The 22,997-nt window shown below is 47.0% G+C and carries 22 protein-coding genes; 7 read left to right on the forward strand and 15 right to left on the reverse strand.

Annotated elements, in window-relative coordinates; genetic code table 11:
- From OCU21_RS02445 to OCU21_RS02470, 6 genes are all read right to left on the reverse strand, one after another.
- Entirely contained in the window at positions 1-1,134 is a 1,134-nt protein-coding gene (locus OCU21_RS02445; protein ID WP_261805918.1) for a hypothetical protein, read from the reverse strand.
- 389 nt (positions 1,135-1,523) lie between these two features.
- Positions 1,524-2,117, reverse strand: a complete 594-nt coding sequence (locus OCU21_RS02450) for a hypothetical protein (protein WP_261805919.1) — start codon at positions 2,115-2,117, stop codon at positions 1,524-1,526.
- A 28-nt stretch (positions 2,118-2,145) separates the two neighbouring features.
- Positions 2,146-2,973 (reverse strand): carbohydrate ABC transporter permease, encoded by an 828-nt coding sequence (locus OCU21_RS02455; protein WP_373875456.1) that lies wholly within the window; start codon positions 2,971-2,973, stop codon positions 2,146-2,148.
- Complete coding sequence (locus tag OCU21_RS02460; RefSeq protein ID WP_373875457.1) at positions 2,969-3,814, reverse strand: carbohydrate ABC transporter permease; 846 nt, start codon at positions 3,812-3,814, stop codon at positions 2,969-2,971. Before OCU21_RS02460 ends, OCU21_RS02455 begins: the two co-directional genes overlap by 5 nt.
- Positions 3,815-4,099: 285 nt before the next feature.
- Positions 4,100-5,410 (reverse strand): ABC transporter substrate-binding protein, encoded by a 1,311-nt coding sequence (locus tag OCU21_RS02465; RefSeq protein ID WP_261805922.1) that lies wholly within the window; start codon positions 5,408-5,410, stop codon positions 4,100-4,102.
- A 75-nt stretch (positions 5,411-5,485) separates the two neighbouring features.
- Positions 5,486-6,418 (reverse strand): glycoside hydrolase family 113, encoded by a 933-nt coding sequence (locus tag OCU21_RS02470; protein WP_261805923.1) that lies wholly within the window; start codon positions 6,416-6,418, stop codon positions 5,486-5,488.
- A 149-nt stretch (positions 6,419-6,567) separates the two neighbouring features.
- Between OCU21_RS02470 and OCU21_RS02475 the strand changes: the two genes are divergently transcribed.
- The 5 genes from OCU21_RS02475 (at position 6,568) to OCU21_RS02495 (ending at position 13,447) form a co-directional block, all read left to right on the forward strand.
- Positions 6,568-7,779 (forward strand): AGE family epimerase/isomerase, encoded by a 1,212-nt coding sequence (locus OCU21_RS02475; protein ID WP_261805924.1) that lies wholly within the window; start codon positions 6,568-6,570, stop codon positions 7,777-7,779.
- Positions 7,780-7,843: 64 nt separating this feature from the next.
- On the forward strand, positions 7,844-8,575 hold the full coding sequence (locus tag OCU21_RS02480; protein ID WP_261805925.1) for a GntR family transcriptional regulator: 732 nt from the start codon (positions 7,844-7,846) through the stop codon (positions 8,573-8,575).
- 220 nt (positions 8,576-8,795) lie between these two features.
- The gene (locus OCU21_RS02485; protein WP_261805965.1) at positions 8,796-9,755 is read left to right on the forward strand and encodes an acetylxylan esterase; all 960 of its coding nucleotides are present in this window, start codon (positions 8,796-8,798) and stop codon (positions 9,753-9,755) included.
- Positions 9,742-12,024 (forward strand): alpha-galactosidase, encoded by a 2,283-nt coding sequence (locus OCU21_RS02490; protein ID WP_261805926.1) that lies wholly within the window; start codon positions 9,742-9,744, stop codon positions 12,022-12,024. Before OCU21_RS02485 ends, OCU21_RS02490 begins: the two co-directional genes overlap by 14 nt.
- Before the next feature lie 28 nt (positions 12,025-12,052).
- Positions 12,053-13,447 carry a glycoside hydrolase family 1 protein gene (locus tag OCU21_RS02495; RefSeq protein ID WP_261805927.1) on the forward strand — a complete coding sequence of 465 codons (1,395 nt, stop codon included), beginning with the start codon at positions 12,053-12,055 and terminating at the stop codon, positions 13,445-13,447.
- 438 nt (positions 13,448-13,885) lie between these two features.
- On the opposite strand, the gene OCU21_RS02500 is transcribed toward OCU21_RS02495, so the two are convergent.
- Together OCU21_RS02500 and OCU21_RS02505 are read right to left on the reverse strand one after the other, a co-directional pair.
- A complete protein-coding gene (locus OCU21_RS02500; RefSeq protein ID WP_261805928.1) occupies positions 13,886-14,695 on the reverse strand; it encodes a Cof-type HAD-IIB family hydrolase in 810 nt (269 codons plus the stop codon).
- Positions 14,696-14,742: 47 nt separating this feature from the next.
- Positions 14,743-15,066 (reverse strand): putative heavy metal-binding protein, encoded by a 324-nt coding sequence (locus OCU21_RS02505; RefSeq protein ID WP_261805929.1) that lies wholly within the window; start codon positions 15,064-15,066, stop codon positions 14,743-14,745.
- A gap of 906 nt (positions 15,067-15,972) precedes the next feature.
- Between OCU21_RS02505 and OCU21_RS02510 the strand changes: the two genes are divergently transcribed.
- Together OCU21_RS02510 and OCU21_RS02515 are read left to right on the forward strand one after the other, a co-directional pair.
- Positions 15,973-17,070, forward strand: a complete 1,098-nt coding sequence (locus OCU21_RS02510; protein WP_261805930.1) for a YibE/F family protein — start codon at positions 15,973-15,975, stop codon at positions 17,068-17,070.
- Entirely contained in the window at positions 17,067-17,882 is an 816-nt protein-coding gene (locus OCU21_RS02515; RefSeq protein ID WP_261805931.1) for a YibE/F family protein, read from the forward strand. The genes OCU21_RS02510 and OCU21_RS02515 overlap by 4 nt, the downstream gene beginning before the upstream one ends.
- Before the next feature lie 210 nt (positions 17,883-18,092).
- Here OCU21_RS02515 and sdaAA read toward each other — a convergent pair whose 3' ends face one another.
- The 7 genes from sdaAA to OCU21_RS02550 all read right to left on the reverse strand — a co-directional run bounded on the left by sdaAA (position 18,093) and on the right by OCU21_RS02550 (position 22,824).
- On the reverse strand, positions 18,093-19,019 hold the full coding sequence (gene sdaAA / locus OCU21_RS02520; protein WP_261805966.1) for an L-serine ammonia-lyase, iron-sulfur-dependent, subunit alpha: 927 nt from the start codon (positions 19,017-19,019) through the stop codon (positions 18,093-18,095).
- Between the two features lie 16 nt (positions 19,020-19,035).
- Positions 19,036-19,686 (reverse strand): serine dehydratase beta chain, encoded by a 651-nt coding sequence (locus OCU21_RS02525; RefSeq protein WP_261805932.1) that lies wholly within the window; start codon positions 19,684-19,686, stop codon positions 19,036-19,038.
- Positions 19,687-19,833: 147 nt separating this feature from the next.
- Positions 19,834-20,262, reverse strand: coding sequence for a PTS sugar transporter subunit IIB (locus OCU21_RS02530; protein WP_261805933.1), 429 nt, complete (start codon positions 20,260-20,262; stop codon positions 19,834-19,836).
- Between the two features lie 90 nt (positions 20,263-20,352).
- On the reverse strand, positions 20,353-21,183 hold the full coding sequence (locus OCU21_RS02535; RefSeq protein ID WP_261805934.1) for an aldo/keto reductase: 831 nt from the start codon (positions 21,181-21,183) through the stop codon (positions 20,353-20,355).
- Positions 21,184-21,240: 57 nt separating this feature from the next.
- Complete coding sequence (locus tag OCU21_RS02540; protein ID WP_261805935.1) at positions 21,241-21,507, reverse strand: hypothetical protein; 267 nt, start codon at positions 21,505-21,507, stop codon at positions 21,241-21,243.
- A 299-nt stretch (positions 21,508-21,806) separates the two neighbouring features.
- Positions 21,807-22,382, reverse strand: a complete 576-nt coding sequence (locus OCU21_RS02545) for a GNAT family N-acetyltransferase (RefSeq protein ID WP_261805936.1) — start codon at positions 22,380-22,382, stop codon at positions 21,807-21,809.
- A complete protein-coding gene (locus tag OCU21_RS02550; protein WP_261805937.1) occupies positions 22,372-22,824 on the reverse strand; it encodes a MarR family winged helix-turn-helix transcriptional regulator in 453 nt (150 codons plus the stop codon). Before OCU21_RS02550 ends, OCU21_RS02545 begins: the two co-directional genes overlap by 11 nt.
- Positions 22,825-22,997 lie beyond the last annotated feature (173 nt).

Genomic DNA, 22,997 nt, shown 5'->3' on the forward strand with positions numbered 1-22,997 from the left:
CTAATAGTCCAGCGCCAACAGCACCATCAAATTATTGTAAGAATAAGTCGCCAAAGTCGCTGTATCACCAAAACCACCATTCAGAGGTGACTGTTCATCCGCGATCTGTTGTGTCAAAATCAATTGTAATGCCGCGTTACGTAAATCAGCTCGTTTAGTTACTGCCCCGATCATCAGAGCCAGCGCGTAATTGGCAACCGCCTGATTGGTATCAAGTACTTGACCATCACGATCGTAAGCATTCGCCAATTGACCGGTCTGGACCAATCGAGTTAAATAATCCAAACTCGCTGACTGAGCCAAACCGACATCAGCCAGATGTAGGATCGTCAACAAGGATTCCGTCGTATTGATTTTCTTAGTGGCCGAATACGTTTGCGTGCGATAATTATACCGGGTTTGATAAAAGGGAAAAGCCGTCGAGATAAAGCCGCCTTGAACGATTTCGATCTGCGCGTTCAATTGTGCGGTGGTTTCAAACTGCCCCAAGGTTTTCAAATCAAAATAACAAAGCGTTCCTGTCATGGCTCCTTGATCAGTTTGGGGATCATAATAATCGCCGACCCGACCATCCTTCAACGCACCTTGCCGCAGCCCTTTGATCAAGCGCTTGATTTCTTGTTGATACGACTGTCGCCCAGTTTGCGCCTGAAACTCATACAACGAACGCAAGATCCGCAGATCATCGACTGTTGCATTGACTGCAGCCTGTTTGCCTTTGCTGACACGATAACTAAACTGGTCATCCTGTCCAAAAGTTTTCTTAGTCTGCTCATAAAACTGAGAAAATTGCTTGGTCCGTCCCTGCTGCGCCAAATAGCGCAAATAAAGTCCCGACGACTCACTTAGCAACTCATGACCCGTTGCCAATTCGCCGCCTGTTTCATTGGCCAGATAATTCGTATAAAAGCCTGCTTTACTTTGCATCTTACTCGTTAAAAAAGTGTCAAGTCGTTGTTGTGCTGTCTTTTGTGTTTTTGTGACCGTTGCAGTATGCGCTTTGATCGTTAATGCTTTCTTGCTGACCAGCGCCGTGGTCGTTGTTGCTGGCCGACTTTCTTTCTTCTGACATCCCGCTAGCAAAAGTAAGGCTGAAAGGCCTAAAAATCCCAACCACCAATGTGAACCTTTCATGATAACGACCACCTCCCAGCAGAACCTGTCTAGACCTGACCAACACTACTTTACCATAATCGAGCAATAATAAGAACAGGCTAACCTTCCAAATTGAGCAAAACTAAACTTGTGACGCAAGATCTTGTTGCGGCCGTGTTGCAAACTTTCAGATAATAGCCACAACCGGTGTGATGTTGATTGGGTCAAACCCTTGATGTAACTGACTTTGAGCCCTCTGGAAACCTTCCAAGGATCCTAGAACTTATCCTTAGATCGAGCAGAGAGTCTGATAGCTTACTCAAAAAAAATTTAACAAACAGTCTCCATTCAAGTCGTCTCAAGTCGTCGCCAAAATAAAAAACATCATCTCGCTTCTAGACGAAATGATGTTTTTTGTTGATTCGAGCTCATGCAGTCACGGTCAGTTCGCAAGTGCGATCAAGGATCGCACTTGTCATAGCCAGATAACCACCAGGCCCCACTAGCAGAAACAAGGGCAGGCTGAGATAGGCTAGAAAAGCCAATGCGGTCAGCGATAAAATCACGCTTAAACTGGTCAACGGTTTGCGGACGACGATGGCCAAAGTCTGCAGAAAGGCTTGGGCAACAAGGTGTTGTTCTTTTTGCAGATACCAAAGCAAAACGGTCAAGTAGACCAGATAAAGGGCGCCAGCCAACATCCAAATCAAAATCACCAGCTGGCCACCAGCGGGCAAGACCTTGATTCTCTTCAAGAAATGTCCTAGAAAAAAGATACTACCCAGATAAAGTGTTGCTAAAAATGATAACAGATTTTGATGGGCGATCTCCAAGTGATAGTTGCGACGTTGATACTTCGCGCCCTCGCCTGGTCGATGCCAGTAATGCCCTGCATAAAAGCCGGCTGTCAGCCAGCCATAAACCAGAAAGCCGCGCAGGAGGTCCAGCCAAAATAGGCAGGAGGTTTTGACCAACTGATAAAACCTTTCTACGACAACCACTAATTTACTGGGCTTTTTCATGTTAGCCAACTTCCCTTCTTATTAATGATTACTTCACGGAACCAACGACACCATTGTATATATACTTTTGTAAGGCGAGGAAGACAATCAAGATCGGCAGGATCACGATCACGACACCAGCTAAGATGACGGGCCAGTTGGTGCCATAAGGTCCCTTAAAGGCAAACAATGCGGTCGAAATCACTTTCAGGCTTGGATCAGGCATATACAGGAACGGATTATAGAAATCATTGTAGATCTGGACACCGCTGATGATCAAGATCGTCACCATTGGTGCTTTCAAGTTTGGCAAAATAATTTTTCCAAAAATCTGGAAATAATTGGCGCCATCAAGAAAGGCCGATTCATCCAGTGAAACCGGGATCTCATTCAAATACTGCATAAAGATATAGATCGAGACCACATCGGTCCCTAGATTCAAAATGATCACAGACCAGATTTTATTGAACAGGCCCATACTATTGATCAACTGGAAAGTCGCGACTTGACTGGTGATCGCTGGGATCAGCATCGCCACCATGAACAGGCTCATGATTGGCTTTTTCAACTTAAAATCGAAGCGATTGATCGCATAAGCGAAGGCCGAACCTAGCAGTAATTTACCGGCCATGCTGATAACAAAGATGATCGCCGTATTTTTGAAACCGACCAGCATCTGACCATTAACAAAAGCTGTTTTGTAATTACTGAAATCCAGATGTTTCGGAAGGCTTAATACCCCACTGGTCAAAAATTCATTGTTCGACTTAAAGGACCCGATAAAGACAACTAAAATTGGGAGGATCGCGATGACCGCGCCAATAACTAAGATCAGATATTTAAAGAAGGCTGATACTGTGAATTTTTTCATCTTAATTGGCGCTCCTTTCTCTCGTGGCCACTCTCTGAATTACTGTGACAACAATAACGATCAGCAACAAAATGATCGCCATCGCCGAGGCCAAGCCCAGCTTATTATACTTAAAGGCCGTATCAATGGTCTGGATCACAAAAGTATTGGTCCCATTGGAACCACTTGTCATAATATAAGGAATATCAAAGACGCTCAAGGAACCGCTGACCCCAAGAATAATATTCAAGAACAAAATCTCTTTGATGCCTGGGATAATAATATACTTGAATTGATTCCACCGATTAGCGCCGTCCATTTCCGCGGCCTCATAAACCTCTGGATTGATCGACTGGATCGCTCCCAGAAAAATCAAGAAGTTGAACCCGGTGTAACGCCAAACCGAAGTAAAGGCCAACGAAATATTATTGATCGAACGATCACCTAGCCATAACTTGATTTGATTGTGTAACCCGAAGAAATTCATGACAGTATCCAAGGTTCCTTGTTGTTTGTAGAAATATAGGAAAATGAAACCGATCGCGACCCCATTCAATAGATAAGGGAAGAATAGGACCCCTTTCCAAAAATTGGCAAACTTCACTTTAAACGAAAGCAAGGTCGCAAACAATAAGGCGAATCCCAATTGGAAGAAAGTCGCGATGAAATAATACAGACTGGTCCGAAAGACGGAGAAGTAAGTTGGATTGGTAAAAACAGTTTTATAGTTCTTCAAACCAACGAAATTGCTTGAAGGTGAGAACCCATCCCAGTCCGTCAAACTATATTGGATCATCTTGACCAATGGGTAATACGAAAAAACCAGTAACAGGATCACAGGAATCACAGTAAACAGAACCACGATCAGTCTCTTCTGCTTTCGGTAGTCAAAACTTCCTGACTTTGAATTTTTCAACCTAAACACACCCTTCATTCACAGTGCCGCAAGCAAAAAATAGTGACGTTACTTGAGCGCTAAATCTTATCTTGATACTTGATTCGTTTGGGAGCAGCATCTCGCTAGCGCGACAATCCGTTCTGATGATCTTTAATATTGACAGTGTCCTTACTTTGCGCCAATGATCAGCCACTATCCTAAACAAGGTATCTCGATTCTCGATCGAAATACCTCGACTTTTAACAATCGTTTCAATTAGTTTGAGCCAACGGTTTTAATGGCGTCCGCCCATTTCGTATTCAAATCTTTCATAATATCGTTAAAGCTTTCCTTAGAGTTACCTACGGCTGCTTCAATGATCCGTTGTTTAGTCTTATCTGTAGTATCAAGACCGATCTCAGAAGCATCATCGATTTCGGAGAATAGCGATTCTTTGCCTTTTGGTGCCGCGGCTGGTTCGATCAGCTTCACGCCAGATTCTTGCATCGACTTCAGAGCTTCAGGATATTCAGCGCCCTTCAAAGTTGGTAAACCACCATTATCTTTGGCGTAATCAGAATCATTGACCAACCAGTTCAACAATTTTCGTGCCGCGGCTTTATGTTTACTGTGAACATTGATCGCATAGTTGTAGTCGGCGCCAACACTAATATATTGGTTGCCATCTTTAGCAGTGGCTGGGAAAGTTTGGAAAGTGATATTATCAGCATTTTCTTTATTCGCATCTTGAACTTGGGGAACAGCCCAGCTACCTAAAACCATCACACCGATCTTGTTATTGGCCATGTCGACTTTTGATTGTTCCCAATCACTGGTCGTCGGATCTGATTCGATCAGACCGTCATGAGCAACTTGATATAAAGTGTCGTAGATCGTGTACATCACTTTACCCTTGGTGAACGGTGCTTTATCAGTCAAAAGTTTATTCGTAACTTGCTTGTCACCAGTGATACCCGGGCGCGTGAAGTCCCAGTTCGCCAAGGTCCAACCTGCCGCATAGTTCGTGTACAACGGTGTTACTTCAGGATTTTTTTCCTTGATCGTCTTCAACGCCTTGATGAATCCCTCAGTTGTCTTCGGGAATGTCTTGATCCCAGCATCCTTAAAGACCTTCATATTAACGACCATCCCTGATGCGTTCAGTTGTGAGGGGATCCCGTAAGTCGTCCCATTATATGATTTATTCGTTAAACCTAGGTATTTCTTTTCCAATGTTGCTTTTTTGCCTAAAGGTTCGACAAAGTGAGCATAATCTTTCGGCTTGATGGTATCAGGTAACATGAATAAATCACCATATTGATCGGAGTTCATCCGCGTTTTCATTTGCCCAGCATAATCCGTGATCGTTTCGATTTTGACCTTGATATTAGGATATTTCTTGTTGAATTCCTTCATGTATTCCTTCCACTTGCCGTTAGTGGTCCAGTCGGTCTTGTGGTTGATGAAGGTGATCGTTTCTGTCTTATCCTTTGCGGAACCAGAGCCTGAATCTTTGCTACCACATGCGCCCAATAATAAAACGAGTGCTGCTGAAACGCCTGCTAATAATGCTAAACGCTTTTTCATTCTAACATCCTCCTAATGATTGGAAATCGCTTTCAGGTAAAATGATAGCACATTGATTTTCATTTGTGTAGTCTTTTATTTAAAAAGTTCATATTTATTTTTGATAAGTTGCTCTGCCGGCTTGCCATAAAGGGCATAATCATCATTGCTGCTTACTTGACTCAAGGGATACAGTTGAGCTTGCCAATCCCACAGACCGAATCCGCGCACCCAAGTTTGCTGTGCGGTCTGGTCAAACATTGACCTATACCATTCTGCCTGAGCGGTGAGATCAACTTCGCCTGCTAGTGTCCAGTCGTTGGGAAGATATTCGCTCCCATGGCGGCTAGGACACCCGGCTTCACAAAAGAAAAACGGCTTATCATAGTGATCCACAACTTTCTTGATTCGCGCTAATTGGGCTGGCCAATCATTGATCGGATAGTAACCCGAGCTTGAGATCACATCGACCGCATCCCACCATTGCACACCATCTTCCTGGTACTTATCACAGTTATAAGTAATCAATCCGTGATAGACCTGGCGAATTTGGCTGATCAAATGACGCCACTGCTGCTCCCGACGATCCGTGTTGACCAATTCACAACCGATCACCAACATCTGCGCCTGCATCTGTTCGGCTAGCTTGGCGTAATGCAACATAAACTCGGTATAAGCGGCAAACCATTGATCCCAACTAGGTTCACATGGTGCCGGATGATCAAAGAAATTGATCAAGGCGCGCCAATGGCCATCGGTTAAATTGACCATGGGTTTCAAGATCACGTTCAATCCGCGTCTCCGAGCTAAGCGGGCCATTGCCAGCACCTCTGCATCGGTCAAAACCGTAGCACCCTGCCAATTGATCACAACGCTAAACGGATCCGCCTGCTCAACAACTACTGGTAGGATCACTGTATTACAACTGGTTCGTGCTTGCATCAGAGCTAACGACTTTGCTGCAGCGGCCGTGGTCCATTCACCACGTTGACTCATATAACCAAATGTCACGCCTTTGATTGCCTCCATCAGACCACTTCCTTTCAAATATTCCCAGATTTACCATTCAAAAGATAAATGACTCAAAACGCTTTCAAAAATCTAGCTTTAGTATATAATAAATATAGACAATTGCAAGATTGATCTTTACATTTATTTTGAAACGAGTGATTCAAAGTATGAATGAACACGATTTTCGTTTAGAAGCAGAACGGATCCTAACTTTCTGGTCAAAAATGATCGATCCAAAGTTTGGCGGTTTCATTGGCGAAATCAATTTTGACCAACAGAAACAACCTCATGCCGTCAAAGGCGGTGTGATGACCAGTCGCTACTTATGGACTTACGCTCGGGCATTTGCTTTAAGTAAGGATCAGTGCTGGCGTCGATGTGCCGATCAGGCCTTTGATTTTCTAGAACAACATCTCTGGGATCAAGCTGATGGCGGGATCTATTGGTTAGTGGATTATCAAGGCAAACCAATCGATCCTATCAAGCATCTTTATGCCCAGGCCTTTGCCATCTACGGTTTATCAGAATACTACCTAGCAACCGGCAACTCTAAAGCGTTAGCATTGGCGAAGCAAACTTTCAATTTGATCATTGACCATGCCGCCACTCAGGATATGCTTGGGTATCACGAAGAATTTACCAAGACCTGGCAACAAAAGGCAAGTAGCCATGTGGCCCCACCACAACCAAACCTGGCCTTTACGACGAATACTCATTTGCACTTGTTAGAAGCCTTTACGAATCTCTATCGTTGTCAACACGATGCCGCAGTCAAAAGTGCTGTCACCTCACTACTAGCCCTTTTTCGCGACGTGATCATCGCCAATCAAGGATTTTGTTATCAAGAATTCACTTCTGACTGGCACCCCATTGATGATCATATTTCGTTCGGACATGATATTGAGACCAGCTGGCTTTTAGCAGAGGCGTTGACAACCATTGGCAGTAACGATGCCCAACTGAGCCAGCAAGTACGGCACTTGGCCCAAAACGTTGCCCGGTTCGGTCGCGATCAAAAAACTGGTGCCTTGAATGATTCGCTGCGAGGAGGCACCCTTGATAGCACTAAAATCTGGTGGATCCAGGCCGAAGCTGTCACGGGTTTTTATCATCAATATTCATTATCCACAGATCAACGCTATTTAATGGCGGCGAACGAAACTTGGGATTACATCAAAAAATGGCTGATCGATCCTCGACCACACAGCGAATGGTTCGCTTATCGAACAGCAACAAATCAGTTACGCCGAGATAAAACAGAAAAAATAGCAGCGATCGGTGATCAGTGGAAAGGGCCCTACCATACAGCACGAATGTGTTTTGAAATGTCTAAAAAAATTAGACTTTTCCAGAGCGATTCCCATACAAATCTGGTATGATAACAATAGTTTCAATTATCACGAATCAAAATAATGGTCTAATTATAAAACAGGAGCTAGCACGATGAAAAAAACACCTAAATACGAACAAATCGCCAATCAATTACGCGACCGCATCAATGCTGGCGAATATCAAGCCAACGAGTTGATGCCCGATCAAGTATCACTGGCAGAGGAATTTAGCGTCAGTCGGATGACGATCAAAAAGGCGCTCGATACCTTGGCCTTAGAAGGACTGATCTATACTCGACGGGGGGATGGCACTCACGTTATGGGCGATATTTCTCTAAAAATCGAAACTAATTCTCCGGCGGATGAACATCGCGGGCTAACCGCTTTTTTTGGTCAGGATCGCGTTACCAGCAAGATCATTCGCTTTGATATCCTATTCCCCAACGAGGCTTTACAAAGCCATCTTAAATTAAATAAAAACGAGCCCATCTTCGATATTGTCCGCTTGCGACTAGTCGATGAAAAGCCCTATGTTCTCGAGCACACCTACATGCCACAAAAACTGATGCCTAACCTCTCTGAAGATATTCTCGCTAACTCGATTTACGATTATCTGAAAAATGATGTTGGTCTCAAGTTAAGTGGGGCCTATCGGAAGATCCATGCGGTTTTTGCTGATGATTTAGACATTGAATATTTACAATGCCGTCCTAATGATCCCGTCCTTGAGGTAGAGCAAGTTGCTTGGCTGGCTGATGGGACGCCGTTTGAATACTCGTTCTCACGTAATCGTTATGATGCGCGTAGTTACACTGTTTTAGACATCAATCAAGGTAACGCCTAAAAATTTGCTCGAACGCCCAGAGTCTCCAACAACGTACTTATTGCGCTGTTGGAGACTTTTAATTTAGGTACAGATCGGCCTTTCTGGTGATTGTCTCAATAGTTTTCAGACATTTTATTGACATCGTCTTTTAATAGTCTATACTAATTATTGAAAACGCTGTACTTTATTTTGAAGCTAAACTTATCAACAAAAGTGCTAGTTAAGAAGGGGTTAAATGATGATCGATCTTGAAGTAGGTAAAAAGTATCCTGGGAGTGCACAAAAGCCGGCTGATTTCGATGACTTTTGGGAGCGGGCTTTAGCGGAAATGCAGGCTTTGCCGTTGGATCATACGACGACGCCCGTTGCGATTCCATCGCGGGTCGCCCAGGCTTATGATCTGTACTTTTCCGGCGTGCAAGGGGCGCGGATTCACTGTCAGCTGATCCTGCCCAAGAATTATGACGCGCGTCAAGCCCATAAAGGCATGGTGATGTTTCACGGTTATCATTGTGACTCTGGGGATTATCAAGATAAGTTCGGTTGGGCCGCGGAAGGATATGTGGTTCTGGCGATGGATGCCCGGGGCCAAGGTGGCACCTCAGAAATGGCGGCGGTGCCTCAAGGTGACGCGATGAAAGGCTTGATCATTCGCGGAATGGAGGCCGGTCCCGAGGCGCTGTATTATCGCAGTGTTTTCTTGGATACGGCCCAAGCGGCGCGGATCTTGATGAATTATCCTGGGGTCGATCGCGAGCGGGTTTATGCGATGGGGGCTTCCCAGGGTGGTGGGCTAGCAATTGCTTGCGCTAGTTTGGTGCCTGAGATCTATCGGGTCCAAGTTAGTTATCCGTTCTTATCCGATTATCGCAAAGCTTATCAACTGGGCGCGCAAACGTCAGCTTTCGAGGAGATTCCTTATTGGTTCCAATTTCGCGATCCGCTTCATCAGCGCGAAGCTGAGATTTTCCACACCTTGGAATATATCGATATTCAAAACTTAGCATCTCGGATCCGTGGTGAAGTTTACTGGTCCATGGGGCTCCAAGATACTACCGTGCCACCGATCACCCAATTCGCAACTTATAATAAGATCACAGCTAAGAAGCATTTACTTGTGCTGCCAGAATATGGACATGAGTATTTGCCGAAGGTCAGTGATCAGATTCGAGGGTTCTTTATTGATGCAGACGACTGATTTGATTCAAGTAGATCAACAACACTTGGTTTTCCACCTTCATAATGACAAAATCAGCTACCTTTTTCGGGTGATTCCGAAGATCGGTCAATTGGAAAACTACTATTATGGTCCGCGGATCCAGCAACCCAGCCTGGATGGCCATTTGAACGAGCGGGAGATCCGACCGGGCAACAATTTATTGACAGGTAATTATACGACCTCTTTAGAGGCGATCCGGCAGGAATATCCGGTTTTCGGGACGACTGATTTCCGTCAAGGGGCTTACGCGATTCGCTATCCTGACGGTGACGAGATCACGGCCTTTAAATATTCCAGCTATCAAGTCACGCCAGGATATCCTGATCTTGGTGAACTGCCCCACGCTCGTTACGGCGATGAAACTGCAACCACCTTGACGATCACCTTGCGTGATGAAAATTCGCCGCTCACCTTGCAATTACACTACACGATCAACACGACCAATGCGCTGATCATTCGCAGTAGCACCTTCACTAATTCACCGCAAAGTAAGGCGACTTATCAATTGACCAAGGCCTTGAGCGCTAACCTTGATTTGCCTAGCGCTGATTATGACTTGATTCATTTGCATGGCGCTTGGGCCAAAGAGATGCAGATCCAGCGGCAGCCCTTGATGGTCGGACGGATGAGCATCGACAGCGATCGCGGCGCCAGCAGTCATCAGCACAATCCTTTCATCGCCTTAGCCGCCACCAACGCTGACGAACAGCAAGGTCAAGTCTATGGCGCCGCCTTGCTTTATAGTGGCAACTTCTTGGCACAGGTCGAAGTGGATAATTACGCGGTCACCCGCCTGTCGCTGGGGATCTCACCCACACAATTTACTTGGCAACTAACGCCAGGAACAAGTTTTCAAACGCCGGAAGTGGTCTTGAGTTGTACCACCACTGGACTAAATGGGATGAGTCATGAGTTCCACGACTTTTATCGGCGGCATTTGATTGATCGGCGGTGGGCGGATCAGCCTAAACCGATCTTGATCAACAATTGGGAGGCCACCTACTTCGACTTCAATGAAACCAAATTATTGCAACTGGCGACTAAGGCCCAAGCAGTAGGACTTGATTTGTTCGTCCTTGATGACGGTTGGTTTGGTCGGCGGGACAGTGATAACGGTTCGCTAGGGAACTGGACGGTCGATCGTCACAAACTGCCGGCAGGTCTGCCTCATTTGGTGACCGCGATCCATCAATTAGGTTTGAAGTTTGGCCTGTGGTTCGAACCGGAAATGATCTCAACCGACACGCCACTTTTTCAGGCCCATCCCGAGTGGCGCTTAGGTCATCCTGACAAAAACATTTCCCACGGACGCAATCAATATGTTTTGGATTTTAGCAACCCACAAGTTGTCACGGCAATCTTCGAGCAGATGGCCGCGATCTTGCGCAGCACGAAAATCGACTACATTAAATGGGATATGAATCGCTACATTTCCGAGGCCTTCTCGCCTTACCTCGCGGCGCAGCAACAAGGGGAACTCTACCATCGTTACATCATGGGCGTGTACCATCTATACGGTCTGCTGGCGCAGAGCTTTCCTGAACTAATGATTGAATCTTGCGCTGGGGGTGGTGGTCGTTTCGATGCGGGTATGCTATACTACGCGCCTCAGGCTTGGGCCAGTGACGATACCGATGCGATCGAGCGTCTGAAGATCCAGTATGGTGCTTCGCTGGGTTATCCCCTCCAAGCAATCAGCAGTCATGTTTCCGCAGTGCCGAATCATCAAGTTGGGCGGGTCACGCCGCTCCAAACTCGGGGTGATGTGGCGATGTTTGGGACTTTCGGTTATGAGTTAGATATCACGAAATTAAGTGAGGCGGAATTGGTCCAGATCAAACGTCAAATTGCTTTTGTTAAGCAGCAACAGCATTTGCTGCTGACAGGGGAGTTCACGCGGCTGGTCAGTCCTTTCACTTCGAACCAACCAGCTTGGCAAGTATACGATCGTCAAAGTGGCCAGGGGTTGATCGCCGCTTACCAGATCCTAAGTCCTGCCAATCCACCTTATCGTCGCTTGCGTCTTCAGGGGCTAGTCCCAGAACAAGCGTATCAATTGTCGCGGATCGATGCTCACTACCAGCTCGGCCAGCCGCTCCTCGTGCACGGTGATGAACTGATGAATCTGGGGATCATTTTCAGTGAAGATTATAGTGAACGGCCGGCAGATTATTGGGATCGCCCGCAACCGCACGACTTTGCTAGCCAGCTATTTGCCTTAAGGGCCGTTGCTGACCCGCAAGCCTAATCAAAAAAATATCGAAAGAGGTTTTGACATGAAATTAACATTTCCAGATCATTTCTGGTGGGGTGCCGCCACATCAGGTCCACAAAGCGAGGGCCGCTTCAATAAGCAACATGTGAACGTCTTCGATCATTGGTACGATATTGCCCCCGAGGATTTCTATAATTATGTCGGTCCTGATACGGCTTCAGACTTCTACCATAGTTTTCACGAAGATATCAAGTTGATGAAGGAAGTTGGGTTGAATACAGTCCGGACTTCGATCCAATGGTCTCGCTTGATCGATGATTTCGAAACGGCCAGTCTCAATCCAGATGGGGTGCGCTATTATAATGACGTGATCAATGAATTCATCGCCAATGGCATTACCCCCGTGATCAACCTGCATCACTTTGACTTGCCTGTCGAACTTTATGACCGTTACGGTGGTTGGGAATCCAAGCATGTCACCGACCTTTACGCCAAGTACGCCGAGCAATGTTTCCGACTCTTTGGCGATCGGGTCAAGAATTGGTTCACCTTCAACGAGCCGATGGTCATCGTTGATGGCGAATATCTCTATCAATTCCACTACCCTAAGATCGTTGATGGGAAAAAGGCCGTCCAAGTCGCTTATAATCTCTCCCTGGCCTCAGCCAAGGCGATGGCGAAATATCGCGGTCTGGACCACAACAACAATGGCAAAATCGGGATCATTCTGAATCTGACCCCAGCCTATGCCGCTTCCGCGGATCCCGCCGACCAAGCCGCCGCCAAAATGGCTGATCTGTGGACCAATAAATTATTCTTGGATCCGGCGATCAACGGCCACTTCCCCGAGAAACTAGTCACGACCTTGAAGAAAGATGGCGTCCTTTGGCAAGCGACACCGGCGGAATTACAACTGATCAGCGAGCAAACCATCGATCAACTAGGGGTCAATTACTACCATCCTTTCCGCGTCCAGCGACCTGAGATCTCGCCTGATAGTTTAATGGATTGGATGCCGACCAAATATTTCAATGATTATGAAATGCCTGGCCGCGTGATGAACGTGGATAAAGGCTGGGAGATCTATCCCAAAGCGCTCTATGACATCGCCTTGACCGTGCGCGATGACTATCACAATATTCCTTGGTTCGTTTCCGAAAATGGTATGGGCGTTTCTCGCGAAGAACGCTTTATGGATGCCAATGGGGTGGTCAACGATGACTACCGGATCAAATTCATGCATGATCACCTGACTTGGCTGCACAAGGGCATCGAGGCTGGTTCCAATTGCTTCGGCTACCACGTCTGGACCCCGATCGACTGCTGGTCTTGGGCCAACGCCTATCGCAACCGCTATGGACTGATTTCAACGAACATCCACACCCAAGTCAAAACCATCAAACGCTCTGGCCGTTGGTTCGCTGACGCCAGCAAGAACAACGGCTTTGAGGCGTAAAGTGCGGAGCGAGCCGGGTTGCTTGTGAGCATTAACCTAGCAATTGTTTTGGAAGCGCCCTTGCTTCCGGAACAATTGCGTAGTTAAGCGCAACAAGCAGGCTCGCACAGCACGTTTCAAAAGAGAGTGCGAACTGACCTGGTCAGCTCCTGAGCATAGCCTAGCTAGGATTTTGGAAGCGCTCCTTGCTTCCAGAACCCTAGCGTAGTTAAGCACAAGGAGCTAGGTCAGCGAACACGTTTCAAATCACAGTACAAAGCAAGGATGGGTGGCTGCGAGCATTAGCCTAGTCATGATTTTGAAAGCCGAACTTTGCTTTCGGAACCATGACGTAGCTAAGCACAACAGCCAATCCCCACGCAGCACATTTCAAAAAAAGAGCAAGATCACGCCTCTGAAACACGTGATCTTGCTCTTTATTTTTTTCTAGCTAGTCCGTTATTCAGCTCTGGCGGCCGCCAGAACCTTGTCGATCTCTTGCAAAACCCCATAATCATTATTACTGGCGGTACGATAATTGGCGTACTTTTTCATGAAGTCATCGCCATTGGCCACCAAATAACTGTATTTGACTGCAGCCAACATGCCCGCGTCATTGAGAGTATCGCCAAAAGCCATCATTTCGGCTGGCGTGACGCCTATATGTTGCCCAAGCTTAACGATCGCCGCTCCCTTGTCAACACCTTGGGGCATGATATCCACCCAAGCCGGCCCACCTACTGTGACCGCGTAATGTTCACCGAAAGCCGGTCGATAAGTTGCTTTGACCTGAGCCACTGCATCCATCTTTGGAAAATAGATACTGACTTTATTGGCCTCAGCCGTGATCGCGCTCAAATCATCTACGAAGTAAACTTGCGTGTAGAACTTGGCCATTTCCGCGCGATAAGCCTCATAGCGGCGATTTAAGTAGGCCCCTTCCAGCGCACAGATCACCGGAAAACCAATGCCCTGACGCTCGACAAAAGTCACCATTTCTTGATAAGACGCCACTGTTAGCAGCGTTTTGCTGATGATCTGACCATCAACAGTGATCACCCCACCATTGTCAGCGATCAACGCCATCTCTGGCGCCTCGGTGGCAAACATATCCTGCAATGTATACAACGGTCGACCACTGGCGGCGACGAATTCGATCCCCACCGCCTTTAGTTCCTTGATCCGTTGAAAAAGATGCGGAGGAAACTCGCCAGCATCCGTTAAGAGCGTACGATCCAAATCTGAAGCGATCAATTTAATCGGTGTCACTTTTAAGAAAACTCCCCTTGCCTATGTTTATCCTGACCCGTCATGATTTAATTGCTGAGTTCGACCGCAGTCCCACTACAAGTGACCATCAGCATGCCATTATCCGAACCCAAAACTTCATAATCCATTTTCATACCAACGATCGCGTCCGCGCCCATATCACGCGCGCGTTGTGCCATTTCGTCCAGCGCTTCAGTCCGCGCCTCGGACAATTCTTCTTCATAACCTTGCGACCGTCCGCCAAAAACGTTGCGGAGACTAGCCCCGATGTCACGCATAAAGTTGATTCCAGTAATGACCTCGCCAAAAACAATACCGCGGTAAGCTGTAATAGTCCGTCCTTCGACTGACGTTGTTGTCGTTACGATCATAAGAAGCCCTCACTATTCATCGATTATTTGTTTGATTACTCCCTCACCTTACAGGTTTTTACGCGGAATTGCAAAGAAAATTTAGTGGAAGTTCCGGTGCCAAAAAGCCGCTGTTTCTGTTGCAGATTTCTGGCCTAATTGCAGGGGTGGTGGTCAAACAATGTCCTTTTTCTAGTGGTACGACAACACCAACGAATTCGGATAATTATGCCCACCAGTTTGAAAAGCGTTGATAACGTTGTAACTATTCCAAACCAACTTTGGTTGAACCTGTCGACCGATTCAGATACTTCATCATAACCATGCTGCCATTCATCAGGTGGACTGTACTAGTGTCGCCGATTTGAAAATTGTAACCACTAACCATGGCTGTCGATTGCGTGGCTCCCCATTAATTGACCACAACTGGCCAATTGGCGTGAGTGCTCAAATGATTATGATAACGTTGAGCGGCTGGAGCGGAGCGTGACGTTGAAACGTGCTGCACACAACTGACTTCTGCGCTTAACTACGCTAGGTTAATGCTCGAAGTCAACCCGTTGTGTTCCGCACTCTGGCGTTGGTGGGCTGTTTATCCGTCAGGCGGAAGGTCGGGCTGGGGGTGAGTCAGCCGCGATATTATTGTTGGCGATTTATCGCCTACAATAAGGCCGAGCTTGAAGATTTTCGGTGCACTTCCGAAAAGCTTCAAGTCGTGCCCGCCGCGTTCCACCACCCCCAGACCGACCTGGAGCCCCACCACATCTGCCAACCACCAACGCCACGCGCAGTGCCAGCCACGACCAACCTAACATCATTCCAAATTTTTGCAAAACTTCGAAGTGATGATTTGCAGGTACCAGCCAATTGGCGTATAACGAAATAATTAGAACGATTTACGTACGCTAGATCAGATAGGACTCGCAAATGAAATTAACAAAGAAGAAAACGGCGTTGTTACTCATCGCCATTCTGGGAATCATCGTCACGTTTTGGGCCTACCAGCACCCACTGGGCAAGGGCACGTTAGCACAAGTAACACAGGTCCAGTCAGTTAGTCACCAGGCGGAGACGGATCAATATCAGAACAAAGACACCCAATTCGAACAACGGCTGACACTCAGGATTCTCAATGGGTCCCATCAAGGCCAGACCTACCAAGTAACCAATGATTACGACGCCTCGCAATTGATCAATCAGCGCTATTATCACAACCAGCGTGTCTACGTCCAAGTTTCCCATCAGGGTAAAGCGAATATTCTCACCGCGAAACGGGATTGGGTTCTGATTTTGGCGCTAACGGTGACCGCCTTGATTTTGGTGGCGATCCTAGCTAAGAAAAGTTGGTTGATTTTACTATCGGTGACCGTCAACTGCTTGCTATTCTTAGTAACGCTCCGCTTAGATATTTGGCGTAATGGTACGGCAACGATTCTGCTGTACAGTTCGGCAGCGATTGTTTTCGCGACGGTGACCTTTCTTATTTATCAAGGTTGGCGCCGTAAAATGGCGATCATGTTACTCAGTACGATCGGGGCGTTGGTGATCGCCTTCGGTCTAAGCTATGGCATCATGCGTGCGACGAACGAACAGGGCATCACTTATATGGCCGTTGCTTATGCTACGCAAAGTCCGCGCTCACTTTTCTTAGGGCAAACGTTACTGGGCGTCTTGGGGGCAGTTATGGATGAATCAACAGACATCGTGACCAGCCTAAGTGAATTATGGCAGCATAACCCACAACTGACGCGGCGGCAACTTTGGCACAGCGGCTTGACGATCGGTCGGGAGATCATGGGGCCGCTGATCAATGTACTCTTCTTGATTTTCATGGCCGCGGCACTGCCGATGACGATTCTTTATTTGCGCGACAACAACACGATCAGTTATACCTTCGAATACACCCTATCTTTAGGTGTCTTACAAAGTCTGATCTCTGCGATCGGGATCGTTTTGACCGTGCCGATCGCGACCCTGGCTAGCTTCTTACTACGGCCACTGACCAAGGAGGCGCAGGCTCAATGAGTACGATGACAGCACTGCTTTTGGTCTTGTTAGTCTTGATCGTCTTGGTGGGTGGCACCGCCGGGCTGAAAAGTTATCTGAGTATCTTGATCAATTTCTGCCTGATTTTTATGGCGGCTTGGTTGATTGCTGGCGGCGCGAATATTTGGCTGATCGCGGTGATTTTTATTCCCTTGAAATTAGCAACGATCGTTTATCTAGGTACTAATGAGCAAAAATTGGCCGATCAAGCTTTTCTTAGTTCCCTATTAGTCACGGTGATCATTGTTCTGCTGATCCTAGGACTGACTTGGTTGGGACAGGCTTTTGGTTTAGGCGATCAAGATGACGAGGACTTGATCGGCTTAGCGACGGCGCCGGGCATCAATTACCTGTTGATCACCGCGCTGGTGGCGATCTTCAGTACTCTTGGGGCGATCTCCGAGGCGGCTGTGGCCATGAATGCAGGATTGTTGGAATTATTGCGGCAAACACCAACGATTGAACCCGCCGCCTACCAACGGAGTGCCCAACAAATGGGGCAAGATATTCTTGGAACAGCGATCAATACGATCCTCTTCGGTTTTTTCGGGAGCAACTTGGCGTTATTCATTTGGTATCTGCGGCTAAACTATCGCCTCAACAAACTGCTGAATGACAAGCTCTTCGTCCAAGAGGCCTTGGTCCTGCTGGAATCCTTTATTGGTGTACTATTGATCGTACCGCTGACTACTTGGCTGATCGGTTGGTGGCAAAATCACGCGAAAAACCATCAACAAAAAATTACGGCCGACCAAACCCGCCCTTCCCAAGAATCACGTGAAAAGAAATAATGTCACCATAGTTTTAGCAGGTCACTTAACAGGAAAACATTCTTTGACAAACAAACCCAAACAAATCAAAAAATAGCTTTGTCCGATCAACTTCGCGGACAAGGCTATTTTTGAACTGACTAGCTACATCAAATCGACCGTAGGATCCTACTAAGTTTACGCTCCCATAAACTAGAACGATCACCGACTGCTTTTCAGGTAACTACTTGGCTAACTTTCCCGGGCCGAATCGTTATTTTCATCGTCAGGATGGATACTAACATCCTGACCAAAAATTTTCATCTTCAAGGCGATCCCAGTCGGTGTCGCGGCCAAACCACCTAGCCCAGTCTCTCGCAAACTAGCGGGCAAATTCTGCCCGATTCGTTTCATCGCTAGGATCACTTCATCAGCCGGGATCTGGCTGGTCAATCCAGCCAAGGCCATGTCGGCGGCCGTTAACGCATTGACCGCGCCCACCACATTCCGTTTGATGCAGGGCACTTCAACTAGTCCGGCGACGGGATCGCAGACTAGCCCCAGCAAGTTAGACATGGCCATCGCAAACGCCTGAGCCGCCTGTTCCGGGGTGCCGCCAGCAACCTCCACAGCAGCCGCGGCACCCATGGCCGAGGCGCTGCCAACTTCGGCCTGACAACCGCCAGTGGCGCCAGCGATCATCGCCTGATTAGCCACGATCATTCCAAAAGCCGAGGCGCAGAAGAGAAAGCGGATCTGATCATCCCGCTGTAAATGTAAACGTTCGGTGACCACACTGAGAACGCCAGGTAAAGTCCCAGCAGAACCGGCCGTGGGCGTGGCACAAATAATGCCCATGGCGGCGTTGACTTCATTGGTCGCCACCGCATTTTGCATGGCCAACAACATGGTATCCCCGGACAAGGACTGGCCCTTCTCCCGATATTTCTTCAACAAAACCGCTTCACCACCGCTGATCCCGGTGGCTGAAGTCACCCCCGCACCACTGGCACCCTTGATGGCCGCTTCGTGCATGACTTCCAGATTTTTGCCCATGGTGGCCCAAATGATCTCGCGGCTACTATGGCTCAATTTGATTTCTTGTTCAATGATCAATTCTGAGATCGGCTGCTGTTGCGCCGCCGCGGCTGCCAACAAATCCGCAATTGTTTCATACATCATATTTGCCCTATCCTTAAAGTGAGATCAAGTCTTGACTGATCCGCCGCGCCTGCTCCAATTGTTCCGGGAAAGGCTTGTCCAACAGATCTAGCTGATAAATGTGATGCCGGCCGCGCATCAAGGTCACCCGGGGCAGGCGATAATTCGCACCGAAAATCTGATCCAACGCCTGCCCAATTTCTTGCTCGGCCTCCACATAAATCAATGGCAGGCTCCCCTGTGGTTCAAAAATCAACCCGTTAAAATCGATCTTCCGAATTTCGATCGCGCCACCACCAACAGAACAACCCCAAACCGTTAAATATTTCTCAGCGTTTTCCAAAGTGATTGCCGCCGTATTCGGGTGACCAATCGGACTGGGGTGTTGATCTTCAATGAAGGTAATCTCGATTCCTTGGCGCCGCGCCAGATCCACCGCGTTGGGGACACGCCGATCTGCCGGATCAAAGCCTAAAACACCGGCGATCACTGCATAATCAGTCCCGTGGCCCCGATGCGTTTGGGCAAAAGACTCGAAGTAACGAACTCGGACTGTTTTGATCGGCGCGTGAAACAACCGATTCGCCACGTGACCGATCGCCACTGCGCCGGCTGTATGCGAGCTAGAGGGTCCGATCATGATCGGGCCGATAATATCAAAGACACTACGATAACGATTGGTCATTTTTCTTCCACCTATGCCAGGACATGATACAGCCATTCTACACTAAAACTCCGTACAACAATACGAGCTTACTCTATTTTTTTGCAAAAAAAGAGAAAGTTGATCAAATCAACCTTCTCAAAAATCAAGTGAATATCAAGAAAGATCTTACTGCTCCAAGCCATGAGGTGTCATTGTCTGCTTGGCCGCCGCAGAACGCGGGTGTAGGTCATGAATGATCGTCCGTAACGCGAGTTCACCGTTCATCGTACCAAACATCCGCATATCCAGATCATCAACTGGGATCCCCACAGGCGCTAAAGTTTGACGCAAGACTGGTGTTCGATAACGCACTTGTGGACAAACAAAAACGTGATCCACATAGGGACGAAACATTGTGTTCACCCGCCGCCAATCCACCAACTGCTCGCTACCATAACCGATCAAGATCGGATAACGCCTGCTCAAGTCATCATAATGATCCAATAAGGTTTTAAGGTCATCGAAATGGATCTCTTCAGGGTCAGCGGCTTGAGCGATATGACTGCAAAACAAACTTGACGTGGCCCCACCAGCGCAACAGATAAAAGCCAGCATGACTAATGCTCCCTTTGATTTTTTATTAGTTCTATCATAACGCAACTTTGAAGACTGGCAAACTAGATTGAACTTCGATTTATTAGTAATCTAAAACTCTTCGTAGACGGCTGGATCTTGATCCGTGGTCCGCCCATCTTTCCGCGTTAACGCATCGATCAGCGCCATATCCGCTGCCGAGATCGAGAAATCGAAAACCTGCAGATTACCGGCCTGACGAACCGGATCAGCCGACTTAGGGATCGGTAAAGTCCCATGTTGAACTTCCCAGCGCAAAATCAATTGACCCACATTTTTACCATACTTAGTCGCTAATGTCTGTAAGCGCGGATCTTTCAACATGACGCTGGCCCGACCCAACGGACTCCAATCTTCAGTCAAGATACCATATTCTTGATCATAAGCGCGCTGAGCAGCCTGATTGAAATACGGATGTAGTTCGATCTGATTGACCACTGGGAGTTCACCTGTTTCTGTTTGCAATCGCGCCAAATGAGCAGGCAAAAAATTGCAGACGCCGATCGACCGGATCAAACCAAATTTTTTAGCCGTGATCAAGGTCTGCCAGGCTTCGACGTACTGATCCCGCCGTGGATTAGGCCAATGTAACAAATACAAATCAAAATAATCCAACCCACTCCGATAAAGCGATTCTTGGATCGTTTGGATCGCCTGATCCGTTTGATAATAACGGCCTGGCAATTTTGAAGTTACCAACACATCCGCCCGCGAGAGACCGGAATGCTTGATTGCCGCGCCAACAGCCCCTTCATTCTCGTAATTGTAGGCTGTATCTAAAAGTCGATAGCCTTGCTGCAGAGCCGAACTCATGGCGTTAACACCGCTGGCCCCATTCAGTTGATAGGTCCCAAACCCAACTTTTGGTAAACGCAAGCCATCACGAAGTGTATAGTATTCCATTCAAATCATCCCTTAGTCAAATTTCATGCGTCAAATCGATTTTCTTCAAAAAAGGCGTTACTGAACCGCTTCCGTTTGCAGATCACGATAGCTGACCACGATCCGCGAATTATACTGTTCTTTTTGAAAGTCTGTTGTTTTCTGTGAGTGCGAAATATCGATCATGCAAGAATAACGGTATTTCTTGGTAATACGGCCGCGAACCACGTGCCCTAACAATTCGGAATAAAAAGGTAAAACCTGGTTCTCGTGAAAATGCTTATTCAGTTCATTTTCTTCAAACAACTCGATCTTATACATTGGTTTGTTCACTGGACTTGCCATAACGTCACCTTTCCTAAATAATGACACCGAGCCCTCAAAAATTGGTCTACGGACTCAGCTAACAATTAATAACTCAATTCTATTATACACTATTTAGGTCAAGCCCGCAGATCTCTGAGGTTTAGCTGGCCATTCCGCCAAATTGGTCCAGGTCGATTCTGGGTATTGTGCTCTTTTTTAAGAACGTCAGTTAACGCTACGACTTGCTTCACCTACTATGCTTGAGCTCCCTCTTGAGTTTGGCCTTGAGTTTAGCAAAGATGACCGACCTGAGTGCCTTTTTGATCGCTGCACCTTGATCAATGAAGCGATTTGATCAGGATCAAATCATTCTGTTGATCACTTCCCAATTGAAAGGTGTGACGACCGACTTGATGAAAGCCATTTTTTTGATAAAAGGCGCGAGCAGGCTCATTGTGTTCCCAGACGCCTAACCATAACGCCGTTTTATGCAGACGTAACGCCTGCTGCTCGGCTTGTTTGATCAATTGATGACCAAAACCATGGCGTTTATAGGCCGGTAAAATATAGATCCGTTCTACTTCTAATGCATTAGGGGCCACATGCTCCGTCTGTGCTTTTTCAACATTAAGTTTCAAATAACCAACGGTCGTACCTTGATCCTGCAAGAAATAAAAAAAGGAATCCCTATTGGCCAATTCAGCCGCTAACACAGATGTCGCATATGCTCGCTCTAAATAGGCCTTTAAATCCGCCGCTTGGTTTACCCCGCCAAAGGTATCTATAAATGTTGCTCGACTCAGTTGTTGTAATTCTGCTAAATCATTCAAGGTGCATTGGTGCAAAACTACCATATCCACGCCTACTTTCTTATTTTGTCGATTGTCACTACTAATCGCAACCTTAATACTCACGCGTTTTTCCCTGCTTCGCATTTAACCAAAGCGGACGAACATTCTGCAAGAGTTGATCTAAGTCCGCCGCAAACGCCACCAACTGCTCAGGAGAAAAACCTTGCAGCGCCGTGGCCTCAGACAACTGATTCTCCCGCTGGATCAAAGTCGCCGCCTGTTGACCAGCTTCCGTGACAAAAAGCTGGCGATTTTTTTGATTATTCGCATCGCTTCTTTTTTCAACTAGGCCGCTATCCACCAATTTCTGCAAGGCGCGGGCTGCCGTAGTACGATCAACCTTGACCATGTTCGCTAATCGATCTGGGATGATCCCAGGATTCTCGGCGATTCGTACTAAATAAAGGTACTGACCTCTGGTTAATGCAAGTGACTTGAATTCCAAATTCGCCACGGCATCAAAAATCCGCGCAACTTCACCAATTCTTCTCAAAATTTCTGTCATTAGTTGATCCGCCTTTCTTGGCTTTTTTAGTTTAAACTATTTTTGTTGTAATTGCAACAAAAAATAAAACGATTTTTCTTTGCTCGAACTTAGATCAGTATATTGGTGCCGCTTGCAAAAATGTCGTTCATTTACCCAATTCAACGCTAGGCAATGCTGATCGCAACCTACCT

It is taken from the genome of Lapidilactobacillus luobeiensis, from assembly GCF_024345205.1.
Taxonomy (GTDB): Bacteria; Bacillota; Bacilli; order Lactobacillales; family Lactobacillaceae; genus Lapidilactobacillus; species Lapidilactobacillus luobeiensis.

Excerpts from the sequence above, each read along its gene's own strand:
- OCU21_RS02540 (WP_261805935.1), bottom strand. The coding sequence starts at position 21,507 with ATGGCAAGTCCAGTGAACAAACCAATGTATAAGATCGAGTTGTTTGAA.
- OCU21_RS02495 (WP_261805927.1), top strand. The coding sequence starts at position 12,053 with ATGAAATTAACATTTCCAGATCATTTCTGGTGGGGTGCCGCCACATCA.
- OCU21_RS02535 (WP_261805934.1), bottom strand. The coding sequence starts at position 21,183 with ATGGAATACTATACACTTCGTGATGGCTTGCGTTTACCAAAAGTTGGG.
- sdaAA (WP_261805966.1), bottom strand. The coding sequence starts at position 19,019 with ATGTATGAAACAATTGCGGATTTGTTGGCAGCCGCGGCGGCGCAACAG.
- OCU21_RS02505 (WP_261805929.1), bottom strand. The coding sequence starts at position 15,066 with ATGATCGTAACGACAACAACGTCAGTCGAAGGACGGACTATTACAGCT.
- OCU21_RS02490 (WP_261805926.1), top strand. The coding sequence starts at position 9,742 with ATGCAGACGACTGATTTGATTCAAGTAGATCAACAACACTTGGTTTTC.
- OCU21_RS02480 (WP_261805925.1), top strand. The coding sequence starts at position 7,844 with ATGAAAAAAACACCTAAATACGAACAAATCGCCAATCAATTACGCGAC.
- OCU21_RS02525 (WP_261805932.1), bottom strand. The coding sequence starts at position 19,686 with ATGACCAATCGTTATCGTAGTGTCTTTGATATTATCGGCCCGATCATG.
- OCU21_RS02475 (WP_261805924.1), top strand. The coding sequence starts at position 6,568 with ATGAATGAACACGATTTTCGTTTAGAAGCAGAACGGATCCTAACTTTC.
- OCU21_RS02445 (WP_261805918.1), bottom strand. The coding sequence starts at position 1,134 with ATGAAAGGTTCACATTGGTGGTTGGGATTTTTAGGCCTTTCAGCCTTA.
- OCU21_RS02550 (WP_261805937.1), bottom strand. The coding sequence starts at position 22,824 with ATGACAGAAATTTTGAGAAGAATTGGTGAAGTTGCGCGGATTTTTGAT.
- OCU21_RS02450 (WP_261805919.1), bottom strand. The coding sequence starts at position 2,117 with ATGAAAAAGCCCAGTAAATTAGTGGTTGTCGTAGAAAGGTTTTATCAG.
- OCU21_RS02515 (WP_261805931.1), top strand. The coding sequence starts at position 17,067 with ATGAGTACGATGACAGCACTGCTTTTGGTCTTGTTAGTCTTGATCGTC.
- OCU21_RS02530 (WP_261805933.1), bottom strand. The coding sequence starts at position 20,262 with ATGCTGGCTTTTATCTGTTGCGCTGGTGGGGCCACGTCAAGTTTGTTT.
- OCU21_RS02510 (WP_261805930.1), top strand. The coding sequence starts at position 15,973 with ATGAAATTAACAAAGAAGAAAACGGCGTTGTTACTCATCGCCATTCTG.
- OCU21_RS02485 (WP_261805965.1), top strand. The coding sequence starts at position 8,796 with ATGATCGATCTTGAAGTAGGTAAAAAGTATCCTGGGAGTGCACAAAAG.
- OCU21_RS02470 (WP_261805923.1), bottom strand. The coding sequence starts at position 6,418 with ATGGAGGCAATCAAAGGCGTGACATTTGGTTATATGAGTCAACGTGGT.
- OCU21_RS02465 (WP_261805922.1), bottom strand. The coding sequence starts at position 5,410 with ATGAAAAAGCGTTTAGCATTATTAGCAGGCGTTTCAGCAGCACTCGTT.